9 protein-coding genes are annotated in these 13155 nt (G+C 61.7%); 3 read left to right on the top strand and 6 right to left on the bottom strand.

Annotated elements, in window-relative coordinates; genetic code table 11:
• Positions 1-55 precede the first annotated feature (55 nt).
• The 3 genes from WH87_RS04505 to WH87_RS04515 form a co-directional block, all read right to left on the bottom strand.
• Positions 56-2347: an SPOR domain-containing protein gene (locus tag WH87_RS04505; RefSeq protein ID WP_046138306.1), complete on the bottom strand. Its 2292-nt coding sequence runs from the start codon at positions 2345-2347 to the stop codon at positions 56-58.
• A 104-nt stretch (positions 2348-2451) separates the two neighbouring features.
• Positions 2452-4197 carry an arginine--tRNA ligase gene (gene argS, locus WH87_RS04510; protein WP_046138305.1) on the bottom strand — a complete coding sequence of 582 codons (1746 nt, stop codon included), beginning with the start codon at positions 4195-4197 and terminating at the stop codon, positions 2452-2454.
• Positions 4198-4227: 30 nt separating this feature from the next.
• On the bottom strand, positions 4228-5421 hold the full coding sequence (locus WH87_RS04515; RefSeq protein ID WP_046138304.1) for a deoxyguanosinetriphosphate triphosphohydrolase: 1194 nt from the start codon (positions 5419-5421) through the stop codon (positions 4228-4230).
• A gap of 87 nt (positions 5422-5508) precedes the next feature.
• On the opposite strand from WH87_RS04515, the gene WH87_RS04520 reads away from it, so the two are divergent.
• From WH87_RS04520 to xth, 3 genes are read left to right on the top strand one after another with little or no spacing between them, the layout of a single operon-like run.
• Complete coding sequence (locus WH87_RS04520; protein ID WP_046138303.1) at positions 5509-5859, top strand: HesB/IscA family protein; 351 nt, start codon at positions 5509-5511, stop codon at positions 5857-5859.
• A gap of 56 nt (positions 5860-5915) precedes the next feature.
• Positions 5916-7022, top strand: a complete 1107-nt coding sequence (locus WH87_RS04525) for a serine hydrolase domain-containing protein (protein WP_046138302.1) — start codon at positions 5916-5918, stop codon at positions 7020-7022.
• Between the two features lie 27 nt (positions 7023-7049).
• Complete coding sequence (gene xth, locus WH87_RS04530; RefSeq protein ID WP_046138645.1) at positions 7050-7829, top strand: exodeoxyribonuclease III; 780 nt, start codon at positions 7050-7052, stop codon at positions 7827-7829.
• 79 nt (positions 7830-7908) lie between these two features.
• On the opposite strand, the gene WH87_RS04535 is transcribed toward xth, so the two are convergent.
• From WH87_RS04535 to WH87_RS04545, 3 genes are all read right to left on the bottom strand, one after another.
• A complete protein-coding gene (locus WH87_RS04535) occupies positions 7909-8718 on the bottom strand; it encodes a tetratricopeptide repeat protein (RefSeq protein ID WP_046138301.1) in 810 nt (269 codons plus the stop codon).
• 525 nt (positions 8719-9243) lie between these two features.
• Positions 9244-10251, bottom strand: a complete 1008-nt coding sequence (locus tag WH87_RS04540; protein WP_052952304.1) for a CorA family divalent cation transporter — start codon at positions 10249-10251, stop codon at positions 9244-9246.
• An 80-nt stretch (positions 10252-10331) separates the two neighbouring features.
• Positions 10332-13091 (bottom strand): valine--tRNA ligase, encoded by a 2760-nt coding sequence (locus WH87_RS04545; protein ID WP_046138300.1) that lies wholly within the window; start codon positions 13089-13091, stop codon positions 10332-10334.
• Positions 13092-13155: the final 64 nt, after the last annotated feature.

The raw sequence follows: 13155 nt of genomic DNA on the forward strand, positions 1-13155 counted from the left end.
AGCGCGGGATGGCTGAGTGAGGCAATGTGCACCGGTTCGTCGCCGCAGCGACAAACTACATGGTGAAGCAGTCGCCACCTGCGGCTTTCACATTGGTGCAGAGCGTGTTGGCGTCAGCGAGCGAGCTGGCTGGCACACGAACGCGAAAGAAGATGCCCTTTGCGCCAAGATCGACGCGCTGCACTTCAAGGCTTGCGCCATTGAAAACAGGGCCGAAGCGGCGGATCAACGATGCGACAGTCTGCTGCGCGTCCGCTTCCGTGCGCTGCGACGCAAGCTGAACGTAGGCCGGTGCATTGCTGACGGCGGACGTTGCCACGGGCTGGGGAGCAGGTGCGGCCGCCGCTGGAGCGGTGGACGCAGTGTTCACAATGGCGTTGACCGGCGTCGCTACGGGCGCGGCAGAAGCCTGTGGCGCAAACCGGGTTGGGCGCGTACGCGGAATGACAGTGGTCTTGCCGGCAACAGGATTGCCCGCCAGGTCAACCACTGGAACCGTCGAACCGGGGGTTACCGGCGTCACTGGAGCCGCGACAGGCGCCGTCACGTCTGGCGTTGCAGCTGGGGTTGGTGTCGGTGCGGGATTCGCACTGGCAGCAAGCAGTTCCGAGCTGGCCGCCTGAGCGCCTGGCACTTCGGGAACATTCGGACGATCTACCGGCAGGATGGAGCTACCAGCCACGCTGTCATCGCCACTGACGATCGTGCCGTCTGGACGCACTGTGAGGGTGCGGACCTTGCGGTTTGCCAGGCCCTCTTCGCTGACGGCCGGCGGCGGAACCTGGGTGACTTCGTTTACATCGGCCTGATCACGCGAGACGAGCTGCTCGTCAGCGCCGGGAACAACACCGTCGATCTCGTTGAAAACAACGGACTGCGATGTCGTGGCGTTGGGGTCAACTTCGGGAACTGACTTTACAGGCGCACCATCGGCAGTCAGCAGCGGCGCAGGACCGTCCTCACGCTGCATGCCCAAGACCCAATAGAGACCAAAGCCAGCAACCGCGAGCAAGCCCAGAGCCACAACAGGCCCAAGCACGGCGCGCGACATGCGGAAACCACGCTTCCTGCTTTCGCGAACCGGCTCATCGCCGAAATCAGCGTCGCCACGCGCTTCAGGCGCATCAACCCAACCAACCTTGGCCCCAGAGGCTTCGGCGGCGGCAAAAATGGCTTCATCGGCACCGGACATGCGGCGACGTGGCGGCGGCGCGGGCGGTTCTGCGGGTAGTGTTGGTGTTGCAAGGCTACGCAAAGCCGGACTTGTAACCGGACGCTCTACCGCCTCAGGCACGGGCTCTTCGGCTGGCGGGTCCAGCTCGACACGCACGGCGCGGCCAATCAGGCTTTCGATCTCGTCGATAGGATCCAGCCCAACATCGGCATCGGCACTCAACGAAGCCGGTACAGGCTCTCGCTCAGCCGAAACAGGCGAGGCTCCGGTAAAAATGGGATAAGTCTCAACGGGCGCAATATGGCGCGGCGCAGCAGGAACAGGCTGCGGCGTCGCCAGGGGGCGCGCAAACGTAGGCTCTACCGACGCACGGGGCGCTTCAGGGCTTGTGCCCAGGCCAAACACGGGCGGTACCTTGAAACGGTCCTGTTCGGGCGAGACCGAGAAGGTCGGCTCAACATGCGGCGGCTGGGCGTCGCGCATTTCGGTCAGCGCGGCGTTGAGCTCATGTTCCAGATTATCAGCAGGCGCATCGTCATCCCCACCACCGGCCAGTTCAGCGGCAATGAGGTCGGCAATCGTATCATGCTCATCCGCCGGTTCCGGCGGCAGCTCTGGCGCGACGGGGGCCGCCACCTGAACGGGCGCTGGCGTTGGCGTTGGGACGACCGGAGCGACAGGCTCGGCGCGCGCGGGCGCCACAGGCGTTGGTGCCACTGGCGAAGCCTGGACAGGACGCGAAACGGCTGCGGGAGCTGCCGGTGCCGCCACTGGCGGCGCCATAGTTGGCTCGGTGCGAACGGGCGCAGACTGTGCGGGCGTGGACGGCTGCGCAGCAGCAGGCTGAGCAATCGGTGACGACCGCGGCGGTTGCTGGCGACTATTGGCGTTCAGGTCGAAATCGAAATGGAAGGGCGCAGGATCTTCCTGCGCCGGAGCCAGCGTGGGCTCCTTAGGCGCGGCAGAAATCGGCGACGACGGCGCTGGATTCAGCGCCGAGGTGAAGTCCAAACGCGGTGGCTGAGGTGCAACCGGGGCATTTTCTGCCCCGGGAATGCGAATACTGAACGTTGGGGCGGCTGGCGCAGCAGCGCTATCGCCCTTGGCGCCCTGCGCCATCAGCTTTGCCAGTTCGGCGATCAGATCGTCGGGGGCGTCGGATTGTCCTGCCATCGGCTGCGGTTTCGCTGTCGTCAAGAAGCAGCGCCCTCTAGGTTCCTGCTACGGCGCCCTGGAGAGGGCATTTTGCCGCGAGTCATCATAGTATTGCGCCCGAATTATGAAAGTTCCTCGGGAGCGGAAACGCCCAAAATCGTGAGGCCATTTACGATGACCTGACGCACAGCATCGACCAGGGCGAGTCGAGCCAAAGTCAGCTTTGGGTCCTCAGAGTTAACAAACCGTAACGACACATCATCCTTACCCTTCGCCCAGAAGCTGTGGAAGGCCGCGGCAAGGTCATGAACGTAGAACGCAATACGGTGCGGTTCGTGGGCGACTGCGGCCGCCGCAACGGTGCGCGGCCATGCCGCCAGAACACGAACGAGATCGAGTTCTGCGGGGGTTACGATGCGTTCGATCTCTGCTGCAGCAAGGGCTGCGTGCGAAACATCGAGGGCCGGCAGATCGCGCTGGGCGGTCTTGAAGATCGAGTAAGCGCGGGCATGTGCGTACTGCACGTAGAACACCGGATTGTCCTTGGTCTGCTCTTTGACCAGGGCGAAATCGAAGTCCATCGACGCGTCGTTACGGCGATACATCAGCATGAAGCGGGTCGCGTCAGCGCCCACTTCTTCAACCACGTCGGCCAGCGTGACGAGGTCACCGGAGCGCTTGCTCATCTTGAACGGTTCGCCGTTCTTGAGCAGACGAACGAGCTGGCAAATCCGCACGTCCATATCGGCAGCATTGAGCGAGACAGCCTTGGTGGCCGCCTGCAGGCGCTTGACGTAACCCGAGTGATCGGCGCCCAGCACGTTGATCATGTGCTTGAAGCCGCGCAGGAATTTATTGCGGTGATAGGCGATATCAGCCGCGAAATAGGTGTAGGTGCCGTCAGACTTGACCAGCGGACGGTCGATGTCATCGCCGTAATCGGTGGCGCGGAACAATGTCTGCTCGCGGTCTTCCCACTCCTCGGGGGCCTTGCCCTTTGGTGGCTCCAGGCGCCCCTCATAGACCATGCCTTCTTCGCGCAGCCACTTGAGGGTTGCGTCGATAGCACCGCCCTCCCCGTGCAATGTGCGCTCGGAGAAGAACACGTCATGGTGGATGCCGAGCTGGGCCAGATCTTTCTTGATCAGATCGAGCATGGCGGCAAGGACACGCCCCTTGACGATCGCGGTGACCTCAGGCTCTGCCTTGGTCAGTAGGCTATCGCCGAATTCGTCCTTGAGCGCCTGCCCGACGGGCATCAAATATTCGCCGGGGTAGAAGCCGGATGGGATCTCGATGGCTTCGCCCAGCGCTTCCCGATAGCGCAGGAAGGTCGAGCGCGCGAGCGTATCGATCTGGCTGCCAGCGTCGTTGATGTAATATTCGCGGGTCACGTCATAGCCAGAGAACGCCATGAGCGAGGCCAGCGTGTCGCCGAAGACAGCGCCGCGCGTGTGGCCGACGTGCATAGGGCCGGTCGGGTTGGCCGAGACGAACTCGATGTTGACGGCTTCGCCCTTGCCCAGCGCTGAGCGGCCATATTCTGCGCCCTGCGTGGCGATGGAGCGCAGCACCTGATGCCAGATCGGCGTCGCCAGACGGAAATTTATGAAGCCGGGACCGGCCAGTTCAACTTCGGTGACGTCGGCGTCAGCCTTGAACTGCTCAACCAAAGCCGTCGCGACTTCGCGCGGGTTCTTGCCGAGCGGCTTGGCGACGATCATCGCCGCATTGGTGGACAGATCGCCATGGGCCGCATCGCGTGGGGGCTCGACCACGATTCGGGCCAGCAGGTCTGCCGGCAGATCGGGGTAGAGAGTCTGAAGCGCGTTAGATACCCGCGCAGCGAAAAGGGCGAAAACGTCCATGATAAACCTGAAAACTGAGGTAGGGCCGGGTTAAAGGAAATCCGGGCGAGCGTCAAACAGACGGGTATATTCGTCGAGAGCATAAGGATCGGTCATGCCTGCGACGAAGTCGGCAACGATGCGGGCGCGATGATCGGCGTCCGGCGCGGCCTTGGCGGAAATGCCCCAACGGCCGGGCATATCGCTGGTGGCCATATAGCGCTCAAACAGGTCGATGACCACCTTTTCGCTGGCGCGCACCGGCACCATCACGGCTTCGTGGCGATATACCCTTTCGAAGAGGAAGCTCTTGAGCCCGCGTTCGCCTTCGGCAGTGGCCGGGGAGAAGGTGACGAGGGTCTGCCCCGCATTGCGCACATCTTCGACGGTCTTGACGCCCGCGGCGGCAATATTGGCCGAGGTGGTGGCAATGACGTCCTCAATGGAACGCGTGATCAGGCGGCGCTGGACTTCATGGGCCTGCCGATTGGGCGCGACATCGGGGTAAAGCGAAAGGACTTCACGCACGATGGGGCCGGCCAGCGGCACGTCCACCAAGTCGGCCAGCGTGATCAGCCCTGCGCGCAAGGCGTCGTCGATGTCATGCGCATTATAGGCGATGTCGTCGGCGATAGCGGCGGTCTGAGCTTCCAGCGAAGCGTGGCTGGAGAGGCGCAGATCGGCGATGGCGGGAATGTCGTCGATACCGGCAGGCAGGCCTTCGAGTGCAAACTTGCCGTAGGGCGTGCCGTCGGCATTGGTCAGCGGGCCATTGTGCTTGAGGATGCCCTCAAGCGTTTCCCAAGTGAGATTGAGGCCATCGTGCTCGGCGTAGCGATTCTCGAGCCGGGTGACGACGCGCATGGCCTGGATGTTGTGATCAAAGCCCTTATAGGGCGCCATGGCGTGGTGCAGCGCCCGCTCGCCGGCATGCCCGAACGGGGTGTGACCCAGATCGTGGCTGAGCGCGACGGCTTCCGCCAGGTCTTCGTCGAGACGCAGCGCGCGCGCCATCGAGCGGGCCATCTGGCTGACCTCGAGCGTATGGGTCAGCCGATTACGAAAGTGATTGCCGTCATGCTGCAAAAACACCTGCGTTTTGTGCTGCAGGCGGCGGAAGGCCGTGGAGTGGATGATGCGGTCGCGATCGCGCTGATATTCAGAGCGCGTGGGGCTGGGCCCTGCCCCGTGCAGGCGACCAAGAGAGAGCTCGGATTTTGACGCGTAGGGAGCTGTTTCGCTCATCGGTGATCACAAGACCCTTTTCATTTCGGCCAAGAGTTACTATTTTAGCCCTACCGTTATGACATTACGAAACGGCACGGATACACCATGACCGACACCGCACTCGCCACCAACGACGTCGTCCTGACTGATCGCGCTGCAAAGCGCGTGTCGCGCATCCTGTCCAAGGAGCCCGATGGCACGGTGTTGCGCATCTCGGTTGCCGGTGGGGGCTGTTCCGGATTCCAGTATGAATACAACCTCGTACAGGAAAAACCTGCAGGCGACGACATCGTTCTGCAAAAGGGCGACGCGGTCGTCCTGATCGACTCGATGAGCCTGGAATTCCTTGGCGGCGCCGAGATCGACTTCGTCGACGATCTGATCGGCCAGTCGTTCCAGATCAAAAATCCGAATGCTGTCGCATCCTGCGGCTGCGGTACCAGCTTCGCCGTTTAAGTTGATCGGTTGCTGAATCTGGCGCGACTTTGCATAGTCGCGCCCGGAGTTCAGCCATGACCAATTCGATCGACCGCGTCATCGACGACGCAATATCCAACAAAACCATCGTGGGCACGGAAGTCCTGGTCGCCAAGGCCGGGCGCGTGATCTATCGCCGCGCCGCCGGGCATTTTGACCGGGAGGCGGGCGCGCCCATGCCCGAGAACGCCATTTATCGGCTGGCATCGGTGACCAAGCCGATCGTCGCGGCAACCGCTTTGGCGATGATGGACAGGGGCTTGCTGAGTCTCGATGACCGGGTGGATCAGCACCTGCCCTACTTTCAGCCAAAGCTGGACGACGGCGAGATCGCCCCAATCACCCTGCGGCATCTGCTCACGCATACCTCAGGGCTTGGCTATGAGTATCCGGGCGATCCCAAGATCACTACGGGCATGCAGGATACCGACCTCGACCACGAGGCGAATCTGACGCGCATTGCGCAGCAAAAGCTGATGTTTGCGCCGGGTACGGCATGGAATTACTCAGTGGCGACCGATGTTTTGGGCGCTGTTCTGGCCAAGGCACATGGCGGCATGCTGGGCGAAGCGGTGCTGGACTTTGTCACCGGACCGCTCGGCATGACAGAGACAGGATTCTTTGTTGCCTCACATTCGCGGCTCGCACCGCCTTATGCGGACAATCAGCCTGAGCCGGTGCCGATGGGCGATAACTATCAGGCTGAAGGCTCTGTGGGGAACAGCACCCTGTTTTCGCCGATCCGCATGTTCAACCCGAAGGCATTCCAGTCCGGCGGCGCAGGCATGGCCGGGACAGCGAGCGATATCCTGAAGCTGCTGGAGGCATTGCGACTGGGCGGCAAAGGAATCATCCAGCCACAGACGGTGGCCGAGGCGACTAGCAGCCAGATCGTCGAGCTTTCCACCGGCGATGCCGGGATGGGCTTTGGCTATCTGGGCGCGGTGGTGCTGGATCCGGCGGCGGCCGATACGCCTGAAGCTGTGGGTACCTTCACATGGGGCGGCATTTATGGCCATTCCTGGCTCGTGGACCCGGCCAATGAGATGGTATTGATCTCGATGAGCAACACAGCCGTGGAAGGCTGCAATGGCAAATTTCCACGTAATGTCCGCAATGCGGCCTATGCCGAGTTTGCGTGATAGATTGACGGCGCAGTGGAGATGGCAATGCGTATAGCGACCTGGAACATCAACGGTATCAAGGCGCGGCTTGAAATCCTGCTGACCTGGCTGGCGCAGGAAAAGCCGGACATTGTCTGCCTGCAGGAAATCAAAAGCGTCGACGAGGGCTTCCCGCGCGCCGAGATCGAAGCGCTCGGCTACAATGTGGAAACGCATGGACAGAAGAGCTGGAATGGCGTTGCCATCCTCTCATTGCTGCCGTTCGACGAGGTCACGCGCGGCCTGCCCGGCGATGACACTGACGAACAGTCGCGTCTGATCGAGGGCGTGTTCTCGGTCGAAAGCGGGGTCGTGCGCGTCTGCAATATCTACCTGCCGAACGGCAATCCGGTCGATACCGAGAAATTCCCCTATAAACTCCAGTGGATGGAGCGCCTGAACGCATTCACCGAACGGCGCCTGGCGCTGGAAGAGCCGTTTGTGCTGTTGGGCGACTTCAACCTGATCCCTGCCCCGATTGATGCGCATGATCCTGATGCGTGGTGGGGCGATGCTCTCTACCGCCCAGAAAGCCTTGAGCGCTTCCGCACTCTCACGAACCTCGGCCTCACTGACGCCCTGCGCGCGACGACCGCCGAAAAGGCCTACACGTTCTGGGATTTTCAGGCTGGCGCCTGGCGCCGTGACGCGGGCATCCGCATCGACCACCTGATGATTTCGCCGCAAGCAGCTGATCGACTTGAAGGTGTGACCATCCACAAGGATGTGCGCGGCTGGGACAAACCGAGCGATCACGTGCCCGTCGAGGGGCAGTTCAATCTCTGAGGCCTGACCTCAACGCCGAAAAGCAAAAGCCCTCGGACCATGTCCGAGGGCTAATTTGTATCCGCAGTGCCTGTCTGGCTTAAAAGCCGGCGAACTGAGGCGCGACGCTATCGGCAAGAGCGGTGGCTTCTTCGCTGATTTCGGGGGAGACATGCGACAGCGCCTGATTGCGCATATCGACGATCCAGGCTGCGTCTGCCGTGCCGGCGCAACGGAGAGCCGCCACGTTCAGCCACATCAAGCCTTCAATGGGCTGCGCCTCGATGCCGGGCACGCCATTAAACAGCAGACCACCAAGGCGCGCCTGCGCCGGGCAATGGCCCTTGCGAGCGGCCAGCGAAAACCAGCGCGCGCTCTGCAGCGGGTTCACGCCCAGTTCCTTTTCCTGCATGTACAGCAGGCCCACGCGATACTGCGCATCAGCGTCGCCGAAATAGGTTGCGGCATGGAGCAGCAGCGCATGCGAGCGCTCGGCATCCACCGGAATACCGGCGTCAGGCAGACCCTGCTTGTAGTAATCCCCGACCTTTACGAAGGACTGGGCCACGATATCGGCCTCAACACCCTTGGGTGCAGCGTCGGCATGTTCATTGGCGATCTGGGCGAAGTAGCCAAACGCGCGCGCGGGGTCTTTGGCGACGCCTTCACCGTTTTCGTACATGGTGCCCAACTGCCACATGGCCATGGGCTGACCGGCTTCGGCAGCGTTTTCGAGGGCAGACAAAAGGTCATCGCCCGATACACCGCCGCCTGCCCCGTCGAGCATATTGGCCATGCCGAGTGCGGCATCTGCTGCTGTCTGCGCGTGCGCCGGCATGATCGTCGCCGTGAAGGCGAGTGATGCTGCCATTGCCACGGAAATCAGGGAATGGTCCCTAATGGTCCGCATGATACTCCTTTTGCCCACACTGCTATGGGCGCACAATCGACCGTCGGCGCCGGATATACGGACGCCGAAATGGGCAGCCACTGGCGATGCCCTGAAATTTGAAGCCAACATGTCCCAAGCGCGAGCTCGAGGAAAGCGGCCGTTAACAATTCGGTAAACTCTGTTTGTGACCGGATTTAAGCCAAGGCCATCACAAAGACGAGGTGCGGCGTTTTTGGTTACCTGCATCTCAACTTCTGGTCGCAAACTGTTCCCCGATTCCGTCAACACAATTGGCCAAAGCCGCATTATTGCTGCCTATTCGGCACGCAACAGCCACTCTCGCCACTGAGCATGGCACCGGTAGAGGAAAACTCGTGGACGCACGGTTAATACCGCGCGGGCCACAGGCTATCCGCCCCCAGATGCCTACGCCAATTCGTTTAAGGGGAGATTGTGGCGACAAATATCGCCAAATGATTGCCAAGCCTCGGTTTGAAATCGATTCAACGGCCTTGTTGCTGAATCGTCACATCTCACGATGCGCTAGAGCCAGCGACGGCCCCGCATCCACCAGACAATGCCCAGAGAAAGGGCGAAAAGGCCAACACAGACGATCCAGAAAGCATGCGGATTGTCGTCGAAGGGGATCCCCGCGACGTTCATGCCTAAAGCGCCGGTGATCAGCGTCAGCGGCATGAACACCACGGTGACTGCAGCAAGGATCAGCATGGTGCGGTTCATCTGCTCGGCACGGCTATCGATGATCTGTTCGTGGACCAGAACCGCGCGTTCCGAAAGCGCCTGCAGTTCATCGCCAATCCGGGCGGAACGAGCCGACGCCTCGCGCAGACGCAAACGGTCCCGGGCAGAAAAGAACGACAGGTCTTCAATTTCGAGCGTATTGAGCACATCGCGCTGCGGCCAGACGATGCGGCGGAAGCCAATCAAGTTGCGGCGTAGCTCGGCCAGGCGGCTCGTCAGCTTGGCGCTATCCTGAACAATCAGCGCTTCCTCGATGCTGTCGAGGCGATCGCCCAACACTTCCACCAAAGGCTCCAGCCGGTCGGCTGCGCGAAGACCCAGCCGCGCGACAAGATCGGCGGGGCTGACTGGCGCATGATGGGAAGTCTCCCATTTGGTGATGCCAAGGAAATCGAGAATGTTGAGCTCGGACGCAATGATGACGCGGCCCCGCTCGATCCACAGCGTCAGCAGTTGCCTGCCGATATCGTCCGGCGCCGCACCGGGGCGCGCCACGCGCATGACGACCATGGCACGATCTTCAATCACCGTGCAGCGCGAACGGGCACTGGGCACGGTCAGCAGCTCGGCGTTGAAAGGCCCCAGCTCTTCCTTAAGCCACACCTTGAACTCGGGTGAACGGGAATTGCCACAGACGAGCTTGAAGCCGCGCAGGGGAACGTGGGGCGTGTTGCCATCGGGCTCGTGGCGCGTAACTCCGCCCCTGCCGTCGAACACAAGCAAGGCGCCGACACCGACCATGCCATTCTGTACGGCTCTGGTCGGCGGCTCGCGCGGCGTATCTTCCATGATGGTTCTCGCGGTCCGGGGGGCAGCCTAGCCCACCGCGTCATTCCCGCGAAAGCAGGAATGACGCGGTGGGTGAGTGGCTAGCTCAAGCGCGTGAGCGCTTCGGCGATACGCTGACGGCGGTCGATGGCAGCTTCACGACGGGCCTTCTGCTCGTCGATCACTTCCTCGGGGGCCTTGGCGACGAACTGCTCGTTGCCGAGCTTCTTGTCGATCTGACTGACTTCCGCGTCGAGCTTGCCGATTTCCTTTTCGAGACGAAGTTTCTCGGTCGGGATGTCGATGAACTCGGCCAGTGGCAGGGCAAAGGTCGACTCGCCAACCACGAACTGCGCGGACTCGCCGGGGATGGTCGCCTGTGGCGAGATCGAGTCGAGGCGAGCAAGGCGCGTGATCAGCGAGGTGCCGGCGACGAGGCGACGCAGGGTCTCCTCCCCTGCCCCGATGACGACCAGCGGCAGCTTGGCAGACGCGGGCACGTTCATTTCGCTGCGGACCGAACGCACATTGGTGATCACTTCGATCAGCCAGTTGAGCTCGGCGTCGGCTGCTGGATCTTCAAGGCCCGACAGGTCTGGCCATTCGGTGAGGATCAGCATGTTGGTGCGCGCGGGCCCGAACTTGCCGGTCTCTGCCCACAGCTCTTCGGTGACGAAGGGCATGAAGGGGTGGAGAATGGTCAGAATCTGGTCGAGCGCCCAAGCGGCAGTCGCGCGGGTTTCGGCCTTGGCCTCTTCGTCTTCGCCCATGAAGACGGGCTTGGCGAATTCCACATACCAGTCGCAGAAGGTGCCCCAGACGAAGTCATAGGCGCTGTTGGCAGCTTCGTTGAACTTGTAGTCGACAATGCCCTGCGTGACGGCGGCAGCGCCGCGCGCAGTGGCGCCGACGATCCAGCGGTTGAGCGGAAGCTTGTTAGCCTTGGGATCATAGCCCTCGACGCGACGGCACTCGTTCATCTCGAGGAAGCGCGAGGCGTTCCAGATCTTGGTGACGAAGTTGCGATAGCCCTCGACGCGCTGCAGCGACAGCTTGAGATCGCGGCCCTGCGCGGCCATTGCGGCCAACGTGAAGCGGGTCGCGTCGGCGCCGTACTGGTCGATCAGCTCGAGCGGGTCGATGACGTTGCCCTTGGTCTTGCTCATCTTCTGGCCCTTTTCGTCGCGGACCAGGGCGTGCATGTAGACCGTGTGGAAGGGCTCTTCCTCGAGGAATTCGAGACCCATCATCATCATGCGGGCGACCCAGAAGAAGATGATGTCAAAGCCGGTGACCAGAACGCTGGTCGGATAATAGCGTGCCAGCTCGGGCGTCTGATCGGGCCAGCCCAGGGTCGAGAACGGCCAAAGGGCGGACGAGAACCAGGTGTCGAGCACGTCTTCGTCGCGCTTGAGCTGGGTCGGCTGCATATAGTGAGCGTCGGCCTGACGCTGCGCCTCGGCTTCGTTGTAGGCGACAAAAGCGTGATTATCCGGGCCATACCATGCCGGAATCTGGTGACCCCACCACAGCTGGCGCGAAATGCACCATGGCTTGATGTTTTCGAGCCAGGCGAAATAGGTGTTTTCGTACTGCTGGGGCACGAACTTGGTGCGGCCTTCGCGCACCGAAGCCATGGCCGGCTGGGCCATCACGTCGGCCTTGACCCACCACTGGTCGGTCAGGAATGGCTCGATGACCACCAGCTTGGACTTTTCATCATGGGGGACCATGATTTTCTTGTCTTCGATGTGATCGAGACCACGGGTCGGGTTCTCTTCGGCCAGCGCACTCATGTCCGCGACGATGGCCTTGCGGGCAGCGAAGCGATCGAGGCCACGATAGGCAGCGGGCACAAAGTCATCGGAGATGATTTCGCCGCGGGTCGTAAAGACGTTGATCTGGTCGAGATTGTTGCGCACGCCGACTTCAAAGTCGTTGAAATCGTGCGCAGGGGTGATCTTGACCGCGCCGGTGCCGAGAGCGGGATCGGCATATTCGTCGGCAACGATCGGAATGCGACGGCCAACCAGCGGCAGGTCGATGAACTTGCCAACCAGCGATGCGTAGCGCGGATCTTCCGGGTGCACTGCAATGCCGCTATCGCCCAGCATGGTTTCAGGGCGCGTGGTGGCCACGATGATGTAATCGCGGGTTTCCCACTCGGTGGGCTTACCCTCTTCATCATGCGCAATCGGGAACTGATAGGTCACACCATCGGCCAGCGGATAGCGCAGGTGCCACATGTGGCCCTTGACCTCGATATTCTCGACTTCGAGATCGGAGATCGCGGTTTCCAGGCCTGGGTGCCAATTGACGAGGCGCTTGGCGCGATAGATCAGGCCGCGCTTGTGCAGCTCCACGAACACCTTGGTGACGGCGCGGACCATCTGGTCGTCGGCAACGCCGTTTTCGCCCATGGTGAAACGTTCACGCGAAAAGTCAGCAGAAGCGCCGAGGCGCTTGAGCTGGTTCATGATGTTACCGCCGCTCTCGCCCTTCCATTCCCAGACGCGTTCCAGGAACTTCTCGCGCCCCATCTCGCGGCGGCCCGGCTGCTGGCGTTCGGCCAGCTGGCGCTCGACGATCATCTGGGTGGCGATACCGGCATGGTCCATGCCGGGCTGCCAAAGCACGTCCTTCTTCAACATGCGGTTGAAGCGGATCAGGATGTCCTGGATCGTGTTGTTCAGCGCGTGGCCGATGTGCAGTGAGCCGGTAACGTTTGGCGGCGGGATGACGATGGTGAAGGTTTCAGCGCCGGGCGCGGCCCCTGCTCCAGCCGCAAAGGCATTCTCCTTGAGCCAGTCGGCGTAAATCCGGCCTTCGACAGCGCCGGGCTCATAGGTCTTTTCAAGCATTGGTCACTCGCAACAGAAGCGACCCGCCAAGTTTGACATGGCGGGTCGAAAAGAAAGATTGGCA

It is taken from the genome of Devosia epidermidihirudinis (genome assembly GCF_000971295.1).
In the GTDB taxonomy this organism is placed as follows: domain Bacteria; phylum Pseudomonadota; class Alphaproteobacteria; order Rhizobiales; family Devosiaceae; genus Devosia; species Devosia epidermidihirudinis.